The following is a 20,360-nucleotide window of genomic DNA, read 5'->3' as shown; positions in this document are numbered from 1 at the left end:
AAGCTCAGCCACCCCAAGCTCCAGTCAGGCGACCTTGGATCTCAAGGTCCGAGGCGATGACACCATGACCTGTTAGCCGACAAAATGAATCGCATGACCCGTGAAATGGCAAAGAGCATGCCATCGAGGAAGCACCATAGGGACTACGAATACCCAAGCTCCCCAATCGACCGTGATTTAGAGGCCAAACAACTTCGCAAAAGAATCATCGAATCATTTGCAGGAGTTACTTTAGGTGCGGGCATCGGTCTCTGGGAGGCTCAGGCCATCGATGATCGGGAGAACGACGAGGTTCGACTCGCCTGCCGGCGCCGGGACGAAACAGAAGACTGGTCGAAGCTTCGTCTCGATACGCTCCAGCGCTGCAACAGCAGTCCATCTTTTCTGGACGCCGAGGGATTCCGTTTTCATCTTCCCGCCTTCATGCTTTCGGAACTGGAGGGCCGCTACGGCTTCGCCTTCTTCCTCAGCCTGATTCACAACGAAACCCTAGAGTTTGGGCGTTTTGAACTGCTGGATCGAGTCCAGCGAACCATTGTCCGTGACTACCTGATCTTCATATCAACCGATCCAGACAACGCTTATTTCAGAGATGACATCATGGATGCCCTGAACAACTACTGGACCGAATAATGAAGCGGAAACCTGTGGACGCGGAGAGAAGCGTCGGATCAGAGCGACCCTATTCAGCCGCAGATGGGGGCACTTTCCGAATCGAGACGCCTAACAGCAGTCTTGCCTGACCTCCGGTCTGCTGGGTAGGCTACCTTAAGGAATCGAGGAACGCGCCCGAATGGAATAATGCGGTCAAATCTTCCAAGCCTTAAAAACCCAAAACCCTCATCATGGAAAACAAAGGCAGTTCCTTCCTCAAAGGCGGATTAGGATGTTTCGCTCTTTTCATCGTTTTGGCACTACTGGCCGTACTATTCGGAGGGTCCGCCCATCTGGATTTCGGCGGTGTTGTGCTTCTCTTCATCATTGGAGGCATCATTGGACTCGCCGTGAACTGGATCTATCAAAAGGGCAAAAGTGATGCTTCCGATGAGGACGAGGAATTCTAGCAAGCTACCGCCGATGAGCCACGCGAGGCATCGGCACCACGAATGAACCCAGCACAAGTCCTCCGACGAAGCCACCAAGGTGCGCGCTGTAGGCGACGCCCATGTTTCCTCCGAGGAAGCCCATGTAGTCCATCGCCAAACCCATGATCCCCAGGACGGCCAACTGTGCCGGAGGAACCGGCCGGGCCATCGGCCAGATGTGAGGATCGGGGAGTTGCCAGCGCACGGCCATGGCGAGATAGAGTCCTTCGAATCCCATCACGGCACCTGATGCGCCTAGCGATGGGATCGGACTTTCCGCATTCATCGCGACATACAGGATACTGCCGCACAAGGCAGTGAAGACGTAGCTGATCAGCATCCACTTGCTGCCGATCAGCTCGACGGCAAGCGCTCCGAACATCCACAGGAAGAGCATGTTGAAAAGCAGATGGTCGATGCCTTCGTGGAGAAATGTGGCGCTCAAAAGTGGCAGGAACTCACGCCAATGAATGCTACCGTTTCGAGCTTCATTCCACGCGCTCACGATCTCCTGAGGCACAACCATGTAGGGATCATACGCCTCGCCACCTGCCAGCTCCTGCCAGGCGAAGATCATGCTGATGAAAGCAATGAGTCCAAGCAGGGCCGCCTGCTCTCGCAGAACTTCTCTGGGGTGCGATGACATGAAGCGGATCACATACCTCAAACGGTTTTTGTGCAAGCCGGGCGAAGATCGGTGTTCCGGAAAGCAATCCCGGGGAGACTTGCTTCAGCGATCGTTGCCGGCACATTTCGCGACACGAAACCTGCGCCCCAACGCACCATCAACCGGAACGGGCCAGATTGGGTGTGGACGGTCCATGATCGTGCGACGCCGCAGCCTTCGTACCTCATGGAGCGGATTATCGCTCGGTGAAAAAACCAGGCATCGCCGGGAGCCCGGACGCCCTCTGAAAGCGATCAACTCTCAGAGGACACAAGGTCCCAGCGCATTGACATAAGTCCGCTCGGGCATTCGTATCCCCGCCATGCGCCTCGTCGGATGCTCCATTCTCTTCCTGCTGATTCCCTGCCTTGAAGCGGCACCGGAAACCAAAGACTGTGAAAACGGCCTCGTTCGCACCAAGGTCGCCGGCGACCCCTTCTTCAAGAATCCCGTAGCGCTCAGCGTGGATGTCGATGGTTCACTCTACGTTACCGAGAGTGAACGTCGCAAAGTCGGCGACCTTGATATCCGAGAAGCCACTTGGTGGATCCCGAACGATCTTTCGCATTCTTCTATTGAGGAAAAGCAGGCCTTTTTCCGGAAAGAAGTGACCACCGATCGCTTCAAGGACCATCGCTCGGTCGAAGACTTCAACCAGGACGGCCAGATCGACTGGAAAGACCTCACCATGACTTCGGAAAAGATCCATCGGCTTACGGACAGCGACGGTGATGGCGTCATGGACACGCACACGCTTTTTGCCGAAGGCTTCAATACTGAGGTCACGGGCATCGCTGCCGGAGTTCTCGCGCAGCGCGGCGATGTCTACGCCACCATCGCTCCCGATGTGTGGAAACTCCGCGACACCAGCGGCGACGGCGTCGCCGATCAGCGGGAATCCCTCGCCCACGGGTTCGGCCTCCACATCAACTACGCCGGCCACGACATGCACGGCCTGACCTTCGGTCCCGACGGCCGCCTTTACTGGACGATCGGCGATAAGGGCACGAACGTGGTTTCCAAAGAAGGCACCCGCTGGTTTTTCCCCGACGAAGGCGCACTGCTCCGTTGCTACCCGGATGGATCCGGCTTCGAGGTCTACGCCCGTGGTCTGCGCAACGTTCAGGAAATCGCCTTTGACGATTTCGGCAACGTCTTCGGCGTCGACAACGACTCCGACCAGAAAGGCGAAAAGGAACGCTTCGTCTTCATCGCGCCTGGATCGGATACCGGTTGGCGCGTGTTCTATCAGTATCGTAAGAGCGACTACAATCCGTGGATGTTAGAGAACATTTCCGCCCCTTCCGGAGACTTCCGCCCCGCCACCTGGCTGCGCCCGATCTGCGAATACCTCGATGGGCCGGCAGGCTTCTCCCGCGACCCCGGCACCGCCCTCGATGAGCGGCACCGCGGTGCCTTCTTCCTTTCCCAGTTCCCGGCCGGGAAGATCAACGCCTTCAAAACCGAACCGGACGGCGCCGGCTTCAAGATGGTCGACGAACACCTGGTAGCCGAAGGCGATGCCTTCGTGGGATCAAACTTTGGCCCGGATGGCGCGCTTTACGTGGTCGACTGGCAAGGCGGCTACCCGCTGAATGCCAAAGGGGCCGTCTGGAAAATCGATGATCCCAAATCGGCCAACTCACCCATCCGCCAGGAAGTCGCCAGCTTCCTTCGTGAAGGCCCCGGGGAAATCGAATCCTCCGCGCTCGTTTCACGCCTCGGCCATCCTGATCAGCGCGTCCGCCTCGATGCCCAGTGGGAACTCGCCAAACGCCGGGAGTGGGCGCTGCTCAAGCAGGCGGCCAGCTCGCCTGCCGCCGAACCCATCGCCATCGCCCACGCCCTCTGGGGACTCGCCCAAGGACAGCAGTTCGACTCCGAACTCTTCGCGGCTCTTTCAAAATCCAGAGAATCCGAAGTCCGGGCTCAGGCCGCCAAGTGGGCGGGCGACACCAACGCGGAAGGCGCCGATCTCGCCCCTCTCCTCGCCGACCCTTCAGCTCGGGTCCGCTTCCTGTGCGCGCTCGCCGTCTCACAGCTTCGAATCGAGGTTCTGACGCCTGCCGTCATCACGCTGCTAGCTGAAAACAATGACACCGATGCCTGGCTTCGCCACGCCGGGATCACGGCTCTCGCCGCCCTCGCCAAGCCCGACGAACTCGCCGCCCTAACAGCGAACCCTTCGCCAGCCGTCCGTCGCGCTGCCGTGATCGCTGCTCGCCAGGCCATTGAGGCGATCCATTGCATCCGCCCGAATGATGCCGAACCTTCCACGGAGGCGGCCGCACCTTACGCGGAGGCACTCGCCGATTTCCTTGGCGACAGCGACCCAAGCATTGTCAGTGAAGCCGCCATCGCGATCCATTCATCACGCCTCGCGGCTCCTGCTCTCCCAGCGCTTGCCGGCCTGCTGAAGAAAAATCCCGATGCTCCCGAGCCTGCCATCCGCCGGGCCATCTCCGCTGCCCGACAGCTTGCCAATCCGTCCGACCTCCTCCACCTCGCGAACTACGCCGCTCGTAGTAGTTCGCCGGTTATTCTACGCCGCAATGCTCTCCACACCCTCGCCAGTGCTGCCAAGCCACTGCAGCTCGACTCCGTCGATGGTCACTGGTGCGACCTTCCCGCCGCGACTCTTGAGAAAGAAACCCGTCGTTCGCTCGGAGTCGCCCTCGCTTCGATCAACCACAACAAGCTCAAACAGAGCGCAGGCGAAGCCCTCGATGCCGTCGGCGAACGACTCGATGCCAAGCAGCTCGCAGCCCGTGCCCGCGACAGCAAACTGGATCCCGCCCTGCGTGTCCTTGCGCTCACTTCCTTGAAGGGGCTGGACAAAAATACGTGGAAAGCCACCGCCATCGAGATGATCCGCGACGCACAAGCCAGCTTGCGCATCGCCGTCGCCAAGCAGCTCACCAAGGACGAGCCGGCTGCCGTCGTCAGCTACGTGAAGAACATCGGACTTCCGTCGGAGGAGCTTACTGAGCGCCAGGCCGCCGTTGCCCTCCTGCCGGATCTCGATGCTCCGGAGGCACGCGAAATCCTCAAGCGGCTCCTCGCGGATGACAAAGCCGAGCCCGCGCTGCTGCTCGATATTCTCGAAGCAGCCAAATCCGCCAAGCTCGACACCGCCTCGAGAGAATCGAGCATCGGCACCCGGCATCTGCTCAGCGGTGGAGACGCCGAGGCAGGACGTCAGACTTTTGAAGCAAACCTATCCGCCAACTGCACCGCTTGTCACCGCATCGGCGAGGAAGGATCCAACGTCGGTCCCGCTCTCACCGAGATTGGTCACATGGGGCGCGAACACATCCTCGAATCCCTCATCGATCCTCAGGCTAAAATTGCCGAAGGCTTCCCGACTCCATCGAGCATGCCGCCGATGGGGCTGATTCTGCCACCGCGTGAAATTCGCGACCTGGTGGAATTCCTTTCGACCGTGAAATGAAAGGCAAGCGCTCAACCGTGTTTCACTTTTCTTTCTCGCCGAATCATCCGTCTGCCCTTTTCCTCAACTGAATCCCACTTCATCACTGTGCTTGAACTCCAGGACGTCTGTTTCACCATCCAGAAAGACGGCGAGGCCGTCAACCTCGTCGATCGCGCGAGCATCAAGGTTCCTCGCGGCCACTTCATGGCGATCGTGGGTCCATCGGGTTGCGGGAAAACCACGCTCCTCAAGACCATCGCAGGTCTGAACCCCGAGTCCGAAGGCGCCCTGTTCTGGGAAGGTCGGAACCTGTCTGAGGACGCGGATTTCGAACCCTCCGAGATTGGCTACGTCCCCCAGTTTTCCGTCGCTTACGATCCTCTAACCGTCGACGAATCGATCGAAGCCGCCACTCGGCTCCGGGTAAAAACGAACAATGCCGAAGACCTCGATCACCGGATCGACCGGGTTTTGGAAGAAACCGGCATGACCGGCTTTGCGGACCGGCAGGTCAAAGTGCTCTCGGGCGGTCAGAAACGGCGACTCGGCTTGGCCATGGAGCTTGTTTCCGACCCGAAGCTGCTGCTCTGCGACGAAGTCACCAGCGGCCTCGACCCCCGCTCGGAGCGCGAAATCGTGCGCCTGCTTCACGAGCTTTCCCGCCGGGAAGGGCGCATCGTTCTTTCCGTCACCCACTCGCTCGCCCACCTGGAGCTCTACGATTCCATCCTCGTGCTCCACGAAGGTCGCGTGGCCTACCACGGGCCACCGGAGCTGATGAACCACTACTTCTCGGTCCATGACACCGAAGAAGTCTACCCAAAGCTCGCCACTCAATCGAGCGAGCAGTGGCACAACTCGTGGGCCAAGCACCGCGATGCCTACTACGGAAAGCTCGAAAAAGGGCGCGCGAAAGCCATCGCCGCCGGCACCCTGCATGTGCCCCAGAAAGCCGCTGAATCGGAAGAGGACTCCAAACAGCTCAAGACCCCCGGCTTCTTCACCCAGCTCTCGACCCTGCTCTCCCGTCGCTGGCGGATCTTCTTCCGCGATAAAGGCCAGGTCTTCCTCCAACTCGCCATCCTGATCTGCTTTCCGCTGCTGGTGACGCTCTTCTCCGACAAGGCAAGCGACAACATCAAGACGCTCTCCGACTCGAAGCAGGAGAACTTCATCGACGAATATAAAGAGCAGCAGATGGTCCGACAGGACCAGGTCAAGGTCGGCTCCGCCGTCAGCGGGATCATCATGTTCCAGGTCATCCTGCTGTCGCTGATGGGATCTAACAACTCCGCCCGCGAAATTGCCGGTGAGCGACCGATTTTCGAGAAGGAAAAATTCGGTGGCTTGCGACCGTCCGCCTACCTCGCCAGCAAAGTTGCCTTCCTCGCCTGTCTCGTCCTCGCCCAATCCGTATGGATGGGTGTCTTCGTAAATTTCTTCGGGCAGTTCCGCGGCGACTTCGGCCAGCACCTGATCTTCCTCTTATTGATCAATGGGGCCATGACCGCCATCTGCCTTGGCATTTCCGCGATGATGCGGACCGCCGAGCAGGCCTCGCTGCTGTCGATTTACCTCGTCGGCTTCCAGCTCCCGCTTTCCGGAGCGGTGCTCGCGCTCCCCGAGCACATCGAGCAATTCACCCGCCCCTTCATTTCCGCCTATTGGGCCTGGTCGGGAAGCGTCGAATCGCTCGAAGACAAGGTGCTTTCCGCCGTCAAATCCGTGATCGACACTTCGCTGACCGCCCAGAATGCCTGTCTTTACACCCTTGGTCTTCACATTGGCCTCGGGCTACTGGCTTCCTGGATCGGGACGCGGCGACATCAATGGGATTGATTTCGGGAAACTTCCCCGTCAGCCACGGCTTGCATCCTTGCTAGTCTGGGTTTCATTTGGACAATCCCCCCTCTCGACACCGCTTTTTTACCATGCCACGCCGCGCCAGTTCAGGAATTAGTCCGGGACTCCTGATTGGAGTCGCCGTCGTCATTGCCGCCCTCTTTTTCGGCGGGAAGCTGTTGTTTGCCGGGAAGTCCGAAAAAACGATCGCGGGCTCGGTTCTCGACATGGCAGCGGTCGAAGAAAATGCCAACTCCCTTCGCGGCAATGAATACGTCGTCGAAGGCAAGATCGACGATCAGGTTCTCTGGACCGCAGACAAGGGGCAGGTGGTGTCGCTGAAAGTCGATTCGCCCGCCGGAGCGAAGTTTCTCGGCATCGAGATCCCGCCCGGACTTTCCAATGTAAATATCGAGCGGGAACAAACCTACGCCTTCCGCGTGAGTTTTCGCCAGGGCGGCATCGCCGTCGCCGAAGAAATTACCCGGCGCTAAGACCCCTAACATTTGAAAACCCCATGAAAGTCACCCGAATCGCGCTCCTTCTCGCCAGTGCTTCCTTGGCATCCGCGCAGGTCTACACCCCCCCGCCATCCAAGCCGGCATCCGCCAACGACGGCGGTGGAGACACCGTCATCCACCGCCAACCCGAGCAGAAAAACAACGGGCCGGTCATGGGCAACGAAATGCCTTTCATGGATCCTTCCAGCGAACTCATTTCGTGGAATGGCCACAGCTGGGCTGCTACCGACAACCGACTCCTTTCCGCACGCTTCGAACGCTACCTCAACGAGCCCGAAGACAACTCCGAAGCCGCCACGGCTTACCGTGAGACGATCGACGAAATCCTCTCGCTGATTTCGCCGCACCACCCCGGCGGCCCCGATTTCGCGGCGGCCGTGCAGTTGCTCCCGCGGGCCTCCAGCTTTCCCGGCGACGCCCGACTCTGCGACTCCCTTTCTCAGGCAATCTACGCCACCGTCCTTGCCAAGAAGGACGTCAATGCCACCCGGGCATTAAACAAGGCCATGGAGTCCGAGAAGAAGCGTTTGATCGACGATGCCGACTGGAAGGCCCGTCACGAATCGGATCCGACACTTGGTCAAGCCGAGCAAACCGGCAAAGGGGACGGCAAAGGAAAAGGGAAGCAGCCTGCCACCAACCCTGGCCGAGGCATGGTTTCCCTCGACTATCAGGAGCATCTTCGTCGCATCGCGGAAATCGAAGCCCTCAAGAAAACCAACACTGTTAAGAACGAAGTTCAGCTCGTCCAAGCCAAAGTCCAGTATCAGGCCTTGATGATCCAGTTCTTCGTGCAGCGCCGCTTCCAGCACGTGCTGATGGCCTCCCGCTTCTATCATCAGATCTTCAACGACGGCGACAACCGACTCCACATCGACAAGAAGTCCGACGTGTCGAAGATGATCAGCGATACCTTCGGCACCAGCCCGACCGTCGCCGCCGTCGACTCCCTGGCCAACGAAGCCATTCGCGACGTCGATAAGGGTGTCGAGGCCTTCCTTTTCCTCTCCGAGCGCGGCGAACTCCAAAGTGCCTCCAAGCGGCTCAGCGAGTCCTACATGGTGGGCGAGTTCATGCCGGCCATCCAGACGCTGCCGCGCGAGAAAAAGCGCCGGGTTCTCGAGTTTGTTAGAGAGTCCTACAAGCTCATCGCTGCCATCGACTCGAAGGACTACACCGCCGCCGAGGGTCTGGTGGAAAGCCTCAAGAAAACTGCCTCGGACTTCGATGCCACCAAGGCAGAGGCCGCCATCGCGACCTACACCCGGGTCGGCAACATGCACATCGATTCCGCCAAGCTCGCCGCAGCAAGCGGCGACAACGAGAAGGCCGCGGCCGAGATTCAGAAAGCCATGGAAGTGTGGCCACAGAATCCCAAGCTGGCCGAGTTCGATCACCTCGTCTCCCAAGGAAGTGGCCTGGTGATCGCGAAGAATGATTTCGATCGCCTGCTCGCGGAAAACAACTATCGCGAGATCTTCAAGCGCCAGTATGAGCTCGCACCTGCCATCAGGGATGATCCGAGCCGGGAGGATGCCTTCAAGCAGATCATTTCCAACATCTTCCGCATTGATGGGGCCCTCGAAAAGGCCTCCGAGTTCCGCAAGATGGGACAAAGCTACGCTGCCTGGGAACAACTCGCCTTGCTCCGCGAAGAATTTCCTGACGATCCGAAGCTTGGCCGCGAACTTGAACTTCTCGCCCCCCAGGTCGCCGATTTTACGCTCGCGCTCAACAAAGCGAAAACCTTCGACCAACGCCGCGACCGTCAAATCGGATCGGCGCTCTCGTGGTATCTCAAAGCACGGTCGATCTACCCACGCAGCGAGATGGCGATGGAAGGCATTGATCGGCTCGCCAAGGAAATCGTCCCGGACGAGCTCAACGAGCCCAGTGGACGCAGCTCGGCTGGCGCAGAAGACGCTTACGACAACTGAGCCGACGCGAGTCGCCGAAGGTAGTCGAAGCTGTAAATGCCGGTCGAATGGCCGTCTGCCCAGTAGAGCTGGAGGGCATACCCACCGACGACCTCGATCTTTGTCAGCTCAAAGCCGCGGGCTCCAATCTGCTTCTGGGGCCGTAGGACTTTGCCGGTCACATCAGGCTCACCCTGACAAGCCGCGCACGGACAGGCCGCCCTGAGCGGCTCCAGCGACAGGTAGCATTCGACGCCGTCCGCGAAGGCCAAAGCCAGCTCCTGGCCGACCACCGCGGCATTGATAAGTTCGTGCATTCTATTCTGAGAGTTTGTCAAAAATCCTAGCGCCCGCCGAAGATTGCCGAGCCGACGCGGACAATCGTCGAACCTTCTTCAATGGCCACCTCGAAATCGCCGCTCATCCCCATGCTCAGGTGGGGAAGTTCGAGCCCTGATTCCTCGCGGAGCTCGGCCTGCAACTCGCGGGCTTGGATAAACCATGGCCGTGACATCTCGGGATCGTCCACCGCCGGCGGAATCACCATGATGCCCTGAAGCGAAAGATTGGAAAGCTGAGCGAGCGCGTCCATTTCGCGACGAAGCTCGTCCACTTGGAATCCTCCCTTGTTCTCCTCTCCTGCCAGATTTACTTCGAGAAAGACCTTCGGCCGTTTGCCTTCCTCTCCCGCGATCCGGTCAATGTGGCCTGCCAACTTCAATGAATCGACGCTGTGGAGCCAGTCAAAGTCGGCAAGAACCTTTCTCACCTTGTTTCGCTGAAGCTTCCCAATGAAATGCCAGCAAATCTCAGCGGGTAGCTGCGCCACTTTCTCCGCAGCCTCCTGCTGCCTGCTCTCGCCAAAGTGGACCTGACCCGACTCGAAGGCCTCCTGAACACAGGAGGCCGGAAAGGTCTTGGAAACTGCCAGAAGAAGCACGTCCTCGGGCTTCCTTTCCACCATCAAACAAGCAAGCGACACTCGTTCCCGAATGTCGCTCAATCTTTCAGCAATCGCCGCCATCAGCGCCCTTCATTCTTTTTCAGCAAGCCCGCCATCTTCGCATTGCGCGTGATATCGACGAGATCGGAAAGGACATACAAAGCCTCGCGCTTCGTTGGGTCGAGTTTGCTCGGCCATTCCGGCGTATCATCCAGCTCGGCGGTCTTGTCCTCCGCGCGGCGCATGTAGTCTTCCGCATCGAGGGTCGGATCCACTTCACGGAGACCTTTTCCTTCCTCCAGATCATCCAGAGTCAGCTTGAAGAACTTCATCTTGCCGGAATCGGACTTGGACATTTTCGCGTATCGTTCGCGACGCTCCAGATTACGGGCGTTCTGAGTGGCATCCGCCTCAGCCAACTCCTCGCGGCGCTCCTCGATGTTCAAGGACACCTTGTTCTCACGCAGGCGAGCGCGAGCCTTGGTCACATCCTCAATCACGTAGGCGAAATCCTTCGACTTGGTCACCCGTGCGTTGCTCAGTTCCTTGAGCCTCGGAATGAAGAGGTTGGCCTTTGAAAGGGGCTCAAAGCCTGGCGCAGGACGAATGATGTCATGATCCAGGGCGTGATCAAGGTAGCCTTCACCCACTTCCAGCGCATCGGTCAGGCTCGGAAGGATGATGTCGGGAACCACTCCCTTGTTCTGAGTCGAGGATCCTGAGGGACGATAGAACTTCTGAATGGTCACCTTCAAAGTGCCGGCCTTGTTGCGGTCCGCGAAGAACGGCATCTGTCGACCGATGTCCATCGGCTGCTGCACCGTCCCCTTTCCAAAGGTCGAGGAATCGCCGATGATGACGGCACGATTGTCGTCCTGGAGCGCTCCCGCTAGAATCTCGGTCGCAGAGGCACTGCTCTTATCCGTCAAAATCAGCAGCGGTCCATCATAGATCGGTCGGCGATTGTCCGACTCCTTCACCTGGATCTGACCGAGAGTGTTCTTCACCTGCACGACAGGAAGTCGGCGAGTAAAGAAACCCGTCATCCGGCGAACTTCCTCGAGAGCGCCGCCACCATTGTTTCGAAGATCGAAGACAAGTCCATCGATCTGCTCCTCCTTCAAGCGCATCAGCATCAACTCGACATCCACGGAGCAACGGGTCTCACCGGCGTCAAAGTCCGCATAGAATGACGGCAGGGTAATGACTCCGAGTTTCTGAGTCTCGCCATCCGAACCTTTGTACTCGATGACCTCAGCTGAAGTCTGCGCATCCTTGAGTTCCACTTTTCCTCTCTTGATCACGATCAATGCCGTCTCTCCAGGAGGCGCTCCCGCAGGTTCAACTTTCAATCGCACTTCGGTTCCTTCCGCCCCACGAATCAAATCGACCACCTTGTCGATTTTCATGAACATGATGTCGACCATGTCTTCGGGATTCCCTGTGTTTAGTGAGTCCACTCCGACCACGCGATCGTTCAACTTCAGCTGTCCAGCACGGTCAGCGGGCCCGCCAACCACGATTCCCATGATCTTCGTTGCTCCGTCCTCTTCGGCCTGAAGCAAGGCACCGATGCCCACAAGTTGGTTGCGCATGCCATCTTTGAAGCGCTCCATTTCCTTGTAGCTCATGTAGTCGGTATGCGGATCGAAAGTCTGGGCCACGGCGCTAAGGAAATAGGCCGCGATATCGTCGTCATCGACATCCTTCACGCTATGGAGGAACCGTTCATAGCGAAGCTCCAATCGTTCCCGTGGCTCGCGCTCTTCGGCCAAAGGATTCTCTTTCCCCTGATCTTCGGCCAACTTGGCCACCATCTCCCGGCGCAAGCGTTCGGAAAGCAGCGCTTCCTTGATCTGTCTGCGCCAAATCTCCGTTGCTTCCGCCTCATCCTTCGGCCACGGAGCCTCTTTGCGGCTCCTCATGACAGAATCGTTCTTCGAGAAATCAAATTCGTCTTCTTTGAGCATCCGTTTCGCCTCCGCAACGCGAGCCTCCACTCGCTTGACAAACGTTCCATAGATGTCGGTCGCGGCAGTCATGCTGTCCTGCTGGAGGAGCATCTCCGAAAGCTTGTCACCATAGGTTTCCTCGAAACGAGTGACATCCGCCTGGGTAAAATAGACCCGACCATAGTCGAGATCACGGAGGTAGGTTTTAAGAAAATCGTCACCAAGCTCCTTAAACGAGCGGCTTGAGCGATCAAAGTGGCTGTTCTGCAGCATGATCGCCATCTCGCGACCTACTTGATTGAAGTCAGCCTGCTGAGCACAAGCAGCCAAGGTGCATGCGGAAAGTGCCACGGCCAAAGCGGCGGAACGAAAACGTAGTCGATTCATGGATAACTTGGAAAACGGGATTTACAGCCCGAATAGCGTCGCACAGCCCCCCGGAATGTCGATTTTTTAAACTTTAGTCTCGAGGCCTTGGTGTCATCGCCTTCTGTTTCTCTAACCATTCCTGAAAAGCCAGCTCTTCGGCGCTCTTCTCATCGGGCGGAATTTGGTTTGGCATGAAGAAGGGATCGCCTCCGCGAAATTGGAGCGTCTGGTTATAGGTGCCCAGAGACCATGGGCGATGAGCAAGCACGAGTTCGAACTCCAGTCTTTCCTCGCCTCTCAGCACTTCAAATTTGACCTTGTCTCCCCCTCGTTTGCCGCCGATCCGCTCCGCAAATTCGTGCTGGGCCTCTTGCCTGGTCCAGCCTTTCCCATCGAGCTTCAGGATCACATCGGCCACGCGAATTCCAGCCTTCTCCGCCGGGGTCCCGGGGGTAACCGCCTCGACCTGAACTCCTACGCCCCCTCCAGCCGCTTCGGCCGAAAGTTCGACGACCCCCATTCTGATCCCGACAAACCCGGGCCGTTGATCGGTCAACTCCTTGATGACCACCGTTTTCAGTGCCGACAAGGAACGTCGACGAATTTCCGGATCACCCGAGGTTTTGCTAAGCTCGAGCAAAGCGGTTTTCGCCTCATCACCGCGGTTCAGGGCCCATTCACTCAGAGCTCTCTCCGCCGCCATTCTTTCGGGGTAAGCGTCAGCCCCCAGGTTCTTGATCAGCGCAGCCGGCGGCTCCAGGCCAGACGCGCCAAGGGTGGCCACCGCCATGGTGGCCACCCCGAGAACAAAGCCTAAATATTTTCCGGAAGGGCGCATGGCATCACTCCCTCCTTTGGCTCAACGCCCGAAGATATTCTTCTGAGGCACTTCAATCGTATCCGATGGCTCGATCAGCACACCCTTCGACTGGGTCTTGAACAGGTCATACTCGCGCAGTTTCCCGTTTCTGATCAACCTCACGCGATGCATGCTTCCAAAGGGCGTCGCACCTCCACCCGCTTGGACCGCATCATAGAGCGTCAAGCCTCGGACGTACTTCACCGGCCCCGGTCTCTGCACATAACCACCGACGGTGACGATGTGCTCAGTCAGGGTCTCATCGCTTGAAGCAAGCACCTGGACCGTCGGATTGGTGTAAATCTGAGCCGACTTATAGGCCGCCTCGATGCTCTGAGCCAATGAGTTGGGACTCAACCCGGCCGCCCGCACATTCCCAATGAAAGGCATCCGAATGTAACCACCTTCGGAAACTGGATAGGTGCTGTTGACCCGGGCCATTTCCTCATTGGGGACGCCCAGGATACGGATTTCGATGGCACGCCCAGCACTGATGGTGCTTTGGGCACTCGCAATCGACAGCAGGGACGCCATCGCAGCTATGATCAGAAAGATTGTCTTCATGGTCTTAAAAGTTCCTCGATATCGGCTCGGTGTCAATAAAGGTCGTCACCCGATCCCGGTTGGGACACCGGTGCGGAGGCCTGCTTCTCAGCCTGCTTCTTGCTCGTTGGCACTGCAGGCTGACCCTCGGCCGGCGCGTAGTAGGTGTAGTAGCTGGTATAGTACTGATACTGGCTGTCACTACGGACATCCACATTGTTTAGCACCACCCCGATAACGTGGCCACCGACATTCTCGACTGCCTGCTTGACCCTCATCAGCATGTTGCGGGGGAGCTTGCGGTGCTGGACCACGATCATCGTGAGGTCCACTTCACTCGCGAGAACCGAAGCATCGCTGACACCCAGAATTGGAGGGGAGTCGATCAGCACCAGGTCAAAGCGCTGCTTCACATCCTGAATCAATTCGGACATCCGGCGTGAGTTCAGAATTCCGGCGGCATCGGCCGGAAGGATTCCCGAAGGCATGAAATAGAGATTATCGACCGGAGTCTGGAGAATCACATCTTCCAGCATCAGCTCCGTCGTGAGGTAGTTGGTCAGACCGACGGAATTGTTGATGTCAAAGAATGTGTGGAGACGTGGACGACGAAGGTCCGCATCAATCATCAAGGTGGTGTATCCCCCCTGCGCACAAATGTAGGCGAGGTTGACAAGGGTCGTCGACTTACCTTCACCGGCACCACCAGAAACCACCGTGATTGCATTGTCCTCGGGATTTTTCCGGTTGAACTCGATATTGGTTCGCAGGATTCGATAAGCCTCCGAATCCGGGCTCATGCCACTCTGTTTGTAAAGCACGCCAACATCCTTTGGAATCACGGCAAGCACAGGGACCTGGAGGTAACGCTCGACGTCTTCGAGGGTCTTCACCGATGTATCGAGATACTCCAGGAAGAAGGCGATACCGACGCCGAAAATCAATCCAACCACCGCGCCCAAGGCGAGATTCAGGGGAATGTTCGGGCTAACAGCCGTTTGCGATTCGAAGGGCTCCGCATGGATAATGATCGGATTCTCAGTAATACGGCGCTGCATTTCCTCAGCCACCAGCTTGATCTTCAACTGCTCAAGCAGTCGTTGGGATGTTTCGAATTCCGCCTTCGCATCGTCGAATCCGTGAAGACCAATGCCCTGCTGGACAGCACGACCCTTCTTATCTTCCATCTGCTCCTTGAGGCGTGCCAGTTGCTCTGTCGACAACTCAAGTTGTGCTCGCAGGGTTTCGCGCAAGGCGACGACACCTTCATCAAGGTCGCGGCGCATCCCTTCCACAATTTCCTTCTGCTGCTTGACGTTCGGGTGACGCTCACCAAGACCTCCAAGCTTAAGCGCGTCGAGTGTTCGCTTCGCCTCCAAGTACTGGGGGTGCAGGACTCGAATGATGTTCTCGGGAAGCTGGAGCCCCGAGGCGTAGGTCATCAATTGATCTCCATCATACTTGAGGAGCGTCTCAATCTGACTTTCGAGCATGATCTTCTGCTCGGATAGCTCGGCAAACGAAAGCGCCGCAATTCGGGCCTCTTCATCGCTGGATAGTCCACCTTCGCGCCCCCCTTGATTGTTCAAGCCACGATAGATCAGCTCCTGATTCCGAATGATCGTCGTGAGGGTTTTTCTCTTATCCTCGACAGAATCCTCCTGCTTCTGAACCGCATCGCGCAATTCGGCCAATGCCTGTTCGGTGCGCTGACCTTCAAGCTTGGTCCGGCGGCTGCGATAGGCTTCTGAGACACGTTCCGCGATCATGCGAGCGTCCTGGGCGCTTGATGCACGAACTCGAATTTCAATCAGGTCGGTTCCCCGGATGTTTTCCGCATCGATGATGCTCGTGAGCTTGTTGCGTACCGCCTCACGATCCATAGCCCAGCGATTCATCAACTCCAGATCATCGATGACGATATCAAGAGTCTTCTGAGCACGGATCACTTCAAACTCTGTCGGGAAGAAAGTGGGAGTCATTCCGCTGACATCCCGCCCGACAACACCCTGGAACACCTCCATCGAGTGAGTTCTTGGGCGGACCTGAAGAGTTGTCGATGACTCATACTTCTTCGGCATCACATAGGTGATCACCAGCGCCGTCATGAAAACGAGAAGGAAGGTCAACAATATGATGCCATAGCGATTCTTAACGACTTGCCAATAGTCAACGGCGTGAAGAGCTGCTTCCGATGGGTTACTTGCGGGTGAATTCATGGATTAGGACGGGTTGGATTTATCCGCTGGAACGATTCGCTTTTCAAACGAAAAACTCCCGCAATGGCGGGCCATTGCGGGAGTTGAAACGTTTTGATCAGTATTTCTAGAGAAACGATTGGTTTTGACTCAATTTCGCGCTCTTAGAACTCAGCACGGAGACCAACGTTGATGCGGTTTCTGTCGTAGGTGTAACCAACGAAGTCCGAGCTGCTGTCGGTGTAGTTGTAAGAAACCGTTCCGTAGAAGGTTTCGTTGAACTTCACGGAGAGACCCACATAACCATTGAACAGGTCCTCACCGAATCCACTTGCAGCAACCGGGCCGGCACCAGCAACCAGGCGACCTTCATCGAAGGTAGCAGGGATGTAGTCCACTCCACCGAAGAGGCTCAGCATTGGCGACAGTGAGTATTCACCGGTAACACCAAGACGAAGCGTATTGCGCTCATCGAAGTCATACAGGCCACCGAACACGGTCCGGGTGGTGTCGTAAACTTCAACACCATAGCGAGTAAACGCGCGGATCGAGAACTGATCGTTCACTGCGGAACGCAAGGCCAACTCGATGTAGGGAGCCGTGCCATCAGCACCACCAGCAGCATCTCTTTCATAGAGCTGCACACCACCACGAGCGATCAAGATCGTGTTGGGGCTGAAGCGGTGCTCTATACCAGCAAGGAAGTAGAGCGAGTCGGAGTCAGCAGCGAATCCATCAGCCCGTGTATCGGAGTAACGAACATCGAAGGTAAGCACCGATTGTGGGCTCAGCTGATAACGGAACTGATTGTAGACCGACCAGGTAAGACGATCTTGGTTCGGCACGTTGTTGTCATACTCGAGTCCGGTGAAGGAGAAGCCCGTGTAGGTTGCAAAGCGCTCAGTCCAGCGGTAACCGATGGAGTTGTCAGTCTGGTAGTAGAGATACTCACCGACCTGGCGGTTGGTCGCGAAACCATAAGCATAGTCCGGCTCCAACTCATAAGCGATGAAGTTGCGGGTGCTGAAGCGAAGACGCTCACTGAAACGATAGGTCCAGTTCACACCGGCTCGCGCCTGAGTGTAGAAGTCGTCGGAACCAAGGGCAGCTGGCTGATCCAGATAGTAGATCGCTCCCAAGCGGGCGTAGACATCAAGTGTCGACTGCGGCGTCATGTTGACGAACGAAACGCCAACATAAGGATTGAGACTGAAGGCGTCTTCATCCGAGCCGATGAGCACTGCGGTCGGGGTCACGTTGTCATCCCAAGTCGCATTAAGTCCGACGGTCCAAGTCACTGGCAGGCTCTCCTGAGCTTCCGAGCCAACGTAGTAGAGACCTTCGGCAGCATACGATGCCGAAGTAGCCGCGCTTACAGCAGCGATGAGGGCGAATAGATTGCGTTTCATTCTAATATTAAAGGTAGTTGAGTTTTTTGCCTGCAAATTACACCAACGAATTACTGACCAGTATCACCGGAATAGATAGGAGGCATCGGCATTGGATCCGTGTCGGTGCCAGCGGGAGGATTAACCGGACGAATGTTTGGCGTAGGAGTTGGCATCGGAGTGAAAGGAAGAATCGGCGAACCACCTGGCCCACCAGGATTCGGACCGACTGGACCTGCACCCGGGAAGTTGAGTGGATTCCAAGCTGGCTCAGGAGCAACAGGCGTCTTCGAACCCTTGGCGCTTTCGGCCTCATAGCTTGTGTCACCCTTGTTAGGATCCAGGCGAGCTGTCACCGACTGCACCTCAACGAGCGCATCAGGAGCAACCGCAACGGCACACTGAGAGACGAGACGAAGCTGGTCAGGCGCCACGGTGCCGGCCACCTCAACGATTGCAGCCACTTGAGCAGCGTCGGCTTTGCTTGCCTCAATGGCTGCCTTCACGATCTCGCAAGCACATGAAGAATTCGCACCCACTTCGCGCTCAACAATTTGAAGAACATCAGCAGGAGCTGCTGCGACCGCATGTTTTACGGAAACACTCAATTTAAGGCAATCCACCCCTGCCATCGCAGCGGAAGTGAACAAGCCCAAGGCGGCTGCAACGATTGCAAAACGGAAAGTCATTTTCATAAATCTGTGAGTTATTGGGATGTTTCTAGGCAGTCACAGAAAGCGGGTAGCGGGAATCGAACCCGCATAGCTAGCTTGGAAGGCTAGAGCTTTACCACTAAGCTATACCCGCGCTTCAGTGCGCCGGAAGTATCAGGGAAATTCAAAGCGGGGCAAGGCTTTTTTAAACAAAATGACGGGAAACTTGAGATAATTTTGCGACCGCAGTTTACGCAATTCTACAGATATCTCCCCGAACCTGATCTCGTCCAAATTGTCAATAACGAAGCGATCCATTTTCAGCCCTCCGGAATGACTGCACCCAGGCCCCTCAGCTCGTTGATTTTCAGCGGTGAATGGCGCGGACGATGAGAAGACCTTCGATGTTTTCCGCTTCCAAACAGGCCTGCGCAGGCAAGGAGGCCTCGAATCAATGGTTAGAGACCGGTCGGGTGGTCCGCGAACTCCCAATCCAGACCGAATCGTTCGGCAAGAGCCCCGGCCAAGGCCTTTACCCCGAAAGTTTCCGTCGCGTAGTGCCCCCCGAAGACCACATTTAACCCCAACTCTTCCGCAAGCGGGTAGCTCCAATGGGGGCCCTCACCCGTCACGAACGTATCCACACCGGCCGCAGCGGCTTGTGCGACCTCGGATCCGGCACCACCGGTCACTACTCCAACGCTCCGAACTCTTTCTGGTCCTCCCGGGCAATGATGCACGGGCGCGCCGACAGCATGCTCCACGAGCTTCAGCAAGTCCTCACGAGCGAGATCCACCTTCCCCTGAAGCCCAAGTGGCAGGCCTTTCCAGTCCAGAAACGGCTTTGTCTCGGTGATTCCAAGTGCCCGGATCAGGCACGCATTGTTTCCCCAGACCGGATGGACATCCAATGGCAGATGCGCGGAGTAAATGGCCAGACCCGCATCCATCGCCAGCTTGAGCTTCCGATAGAAGGCACCCGTCACTGCCTGCGTGCCCTGCCAGAACATCCCATGATGAACCAGGAGAAGCTGGGCATTTGCCGCGATCGCCTTCTCGACCACGGGCAGGGACGCATCGACAGCCGCAACAATTCGGCTCACTTCCCCACCATTCTCCAGCTGGAGCCCGTTCATTGCTCCGGAATAGTCGGGTATTTCGGAAATTTTCAGCTCCCGATCCAAAAATGCCACGATCTCGGCGAGTGTCGTCATGGACTTCGTTTAACTCATCCGGCCTCGACAAACCGAGCCAAATCCCTGGGCAAGCCCGAACGCCATTCCATCCGCATCCCATTCCAAGCAAGCCCTAGCAGGGTCGCATGCAGCGCATGCCTCGGGAGAATCAGGCCATTTGCGACGCTCTCCGAAATCGATCCCTCCACTTGCTCCAGATACGCCCGTCCGTCGTGCCCATAGATCTTGTCCCCTACGAGCGGGTGACCGAGTTCCTCCAAATGCACCCGAATCTGATGCATTCGCCCCGTCTCGGGAAAACACCGCATGACTGAAAAGCGCCCCCTCTCATTTTCGAATCGTCGCTCGACGTGGAAACGCGTCGCGCACTGGCGACCCGACGGATGCACCCGCTGCCGCAGCCAGATCGCGCACTCTCCCACCGACCCCGCCCTCAAAATCGCCCCCTTTTCCTGTCGCTCATCCCAGATCGGCCAGCCGTGCACCACCGCCAGATATTCCTTTTCGACCTCACGACGTTGAAACAGCCGCGAAAAGTAGGCGGCCGCAGCCCGGTTTTTCGCCACCAGCACCAAGCCGCTCGTCTCCCGGTCCAAGCGTGTTAAAATCGACAGCCCGTTCCCATTTGCCAGTTCGTAGGCCAGCAACTGCTGCAAACCACTCAGCAAGGTCGGCTCACCGAAGCGCCCACTCGCCGGATGCACCATCAATGGGGCCGGCTTCTCCACCACGATCCAGTCCGCCGATTCATCGACTACCTGAAACTCACACAACGCGCGCACGGACAAAGAATGA

Annotated in this window: 17 protein-coding genes and 1 tRNA gene; 6 read left to right on the top strand and 12 right to left on the bottom strand. The window is 57.3% G+C overall.

What is annotated here, in order from left to right:
* Positions 1 to 84: 84 nt before the first annotated feature.
* Complete coding sequence (locus tag ACFQY0_RS17835) at positions 85 to 633, top strand: DUF6714 family protein (protein WP_379715177.1); 549 nt, start codon at positions 85 to 87, stop codon at positions 631 to 633.
* Between the two features lie 212 nt (positions 634 to 845).
* Positions 846 to 1,064 (top strand): hypothetical protein, encoded by a 219-nt coding sequence (locus ACFQY0_RS17830; protein WP_379715175.1) that lies wholly within the window; start codon positions 846 to 848, stop codon positions 1,062 to 1,064.
* A gap of 4 nt (positions 1,065 to 1,068) precedes the next feature.
* Here the strand turns inward: ACFQY0_RS17830 and ACFQY0_RS17825 are convergent, their stop codons facing one another.
* Complete coding sequence (locus tag ACFQY0_RS17825; RefSeq protein ID WP_379715173.1) at positions 1,069 to 1,731, bottom strand: rhomboid family intramembrane serine protease; 663 nt, start codon at positions 1,729 to 1,731, stop codon at positions 1,069 to 1,071.
* Between the two features lie 343 nt (positions 1,732 to 2,074).
* Between ACFQY0_RS17825 and ACFQY0_RS17820 the strand changes: the two genes are divergently transcribed.
* The 4 genes from ACFQY0_RS17820 to ACFQY0_RS17805 all read left to right on the top strand — a co-directional run bounded on the left by ACFQY0_RS17820 (position 2,075) and on the right by ACFQY0_RS17805 (position 9,485).
* Entirely contained in the window at positions 2,075 to 5,203 is a 3,129-nt protein-coding gene (locus ACFQY0_RS17820) for a DUF7133 domain-containing protein (RefSeq protein ID WP_379715171.1), read from the top strand.
* 87 nt (positions 5,204 to 5,290) lie between these two features.
* Positions 5,291 to 7,024, top strand: a complete 1,734-nt coding sequence (locus tag ACFQY0_RS17815; protein ID WP_379715169.1) for an ATP-binding cassette domain-containing protein — start codon at positions 5,291 to 5,293, stop codon at positions 7,022 to 7,024.
* 92 nt (positions 7,025 to 7,116) lie between these two features.
* Positions 7,117 to 7,521: a hypothetical protein gene (locus ACFQY0_RS17810; RefSeq protein ID WP_379715167.1), complete on the top strand. Its 405-nt coding sequence runs from the start codon at positions 7,117 to 7,119 to the stop codon at positions 7,519 to 7,521.
* Positions 7,522 to 7,544: 23 nt separating this feature from the next.
* Positions 7,545 to 9,485 (top strand): hypothetical protein, encoded by a 1,941-nt coding sequence (locus ACFQY0_RS17805; RefSeq protein WP_379715165.1) that lies wholly within the window; start codon positions 7,545 to 7,547, stop codon positions 9,483 to 9,485.
* Here ACFQY0_RS17805 and ACFQY0_RS17800 read toward each other — a convergent pair.
* The 11 genes from ACFQY0_RS17800 to ACFQY0_RS17750 form a co-directional block, all read right to left on the bottom strand.
* Positions 9,473 to 9,781 carry a gamma-butyrobetaine hydroxylase-like domain-containing protein gene (locus ACFQY0_RS17800; protein WP_379715163.1) on the bottom strand — a complete coding sequence of 103 codons (309 nt, stop codon included), beginning with the start codon at positions 9,779 to 9,781 and terminating at the stop codon, positions 9,473 to 9,475. The two genes, ACFQY0_RS17805 and ACFQY0_RS17800, sit on opposite strands and share 13 nt — an antisense overlap.
* A 26-nt stretch (positions 9,782 to 9,807) precedes the next feature.
* Positions 9,808 to 10,488, bottom strand: coding sequence for a YggS family pyridoxal phosphate-dependent enzyme (locus tag ACFQY0_RS17795; protein WP_379715161.1), 681 nt, complete (start codon positions 10,486 to 10,488; stop codon positions 9,808 to 9,810).
* A complete protein-coding gene (locus tag ACFQY0_RS17790; protein WP_379715159.1) occupies positions 10,488 to 12,746 on the bottom strand; it encodes a carboxy terminal-processing peptidase in 2,259 nt (752 codons plus the stop codon). The genes ACFQY0_RS17795 and ACFQY0_RS17790 overlap by 1 nt, the downstream gene beginning before the upstream one ends.
* Positions 12,747 to 12,819: 73 nt before the next feature.
* Complete coding sequence (locus ACFQY0_RS17785; RefSeq protein ID WP_379715157.1) at positions 12,820 to 13,566, bottom strand: PDZ domain-containing protein; 747 nt, start codon at positions 13,564 to 13,566, stop codon at positions 12,820 to 12,822.
* Positions 13,567 to 13,587: 21 nt separating this feature from the next.
* The gene (locus tag ACFQY0_RS17780; RefSeq protein ID WP_379715155.1) at positions 13,588 to 14,151 is read right to left on the bottom strand and encodes a polysaccharide biosynthesis/export family protein; all 564 of its coding nucleotides are present in this window, start codon (positions 14,149 to 14,151) and stop codon (positions 13,588 to 13,590) included.
* Between the two features lie 32 nt (positions 14,152 to 14,183).
* Positions 14,184 to 16,349 carry a GumC family protein gene (locus tag ACFQY0_RS17775; protein WP_379715153.1) on the bottom strand — a complete coding sequence of 722 codons (2,166 nt, stop codon included), beginning with the start codon at positions 16,347 to 16,349 and terminating at the stop codon, positions 14,184 to 14,186.
* Positions 16,350 to 16,492: 143 nt separating this feature from the next.
* Entirely contained in the window at positions 16,493 to 17,737 is a 1,245-nt protein-coding gene (locus ACFQY0_RS17770) for a hypothetical protein (RefSeq protein ID WP_379715151.1), read from the bottom strand.
* A 50-nt stretch (positions 17,738 to 17,787) separates the two neighbouring features.
* Positions 17,788 to 18,411 carry a hypothetical protein gene (locus ACFQY0_RS17765; protein ID WP_379715149.1) on the bottom strand — a complete coding sequence of 208 codons (624 nt, stop codon included), beginning with the start codon at positions 18,409 to 18,411 and terminating at the stop codon, positions 17,788 to 17,790.
* 41 nt (positions 18,412 to 18,452) lie between these two features.
* Positions 18,453 to 18,523, bottom strand: a tRNA-Gly gene (locus ACFQY0_RS17760).
* 304 nt (positions 18,524 to 18,827) lie between these two features.
* Positions 18,828 to 19,583 carry a Nif3-like dinuclear metal center hexameric protein gene (locus tag ACFQY0_RS17755; RefSeq protein WP_379715146.1) on the bottom strand — a complete coding sequence of 252 codons (756 nt, stop codon included), beginning with the start codon at positions 19,581 to 19,583 and terminating at the stop codon, positions 18,828 to 18,830.
* Between the two features lie 14 nt (positions 19,584 to 19,597).
* Positions 19,598 to 20,347, bottom strand: coding sequence for an RluA family pseudouridine synthase (locus ACFQY0_RS17750; protein WP_379715144.1), 750 nt, complete (start codon positions 20,345 to 20,347; stop codon positions 19,598 to 19,600).
* Positions 20,348 to 20,360 lie beyond the last annotated feature (13 nt).

Origin of the sequence: Haloferula chungangensis (genome assembly GCF_042664875.1) — a bacterium.
GTDB classification, from domain to species: domain Bacteria; phylum Verrucomicrobiota; class Verrucomicrobiia; order Verrucomicrobiales; family Akkermansiaceae; genus Haloferula; species Haloferula chungangensis.
Note: the sequence above shows the minus strand (reverse complement) of the source record. Positions and strands in the feature narration are given on the sequence as shown.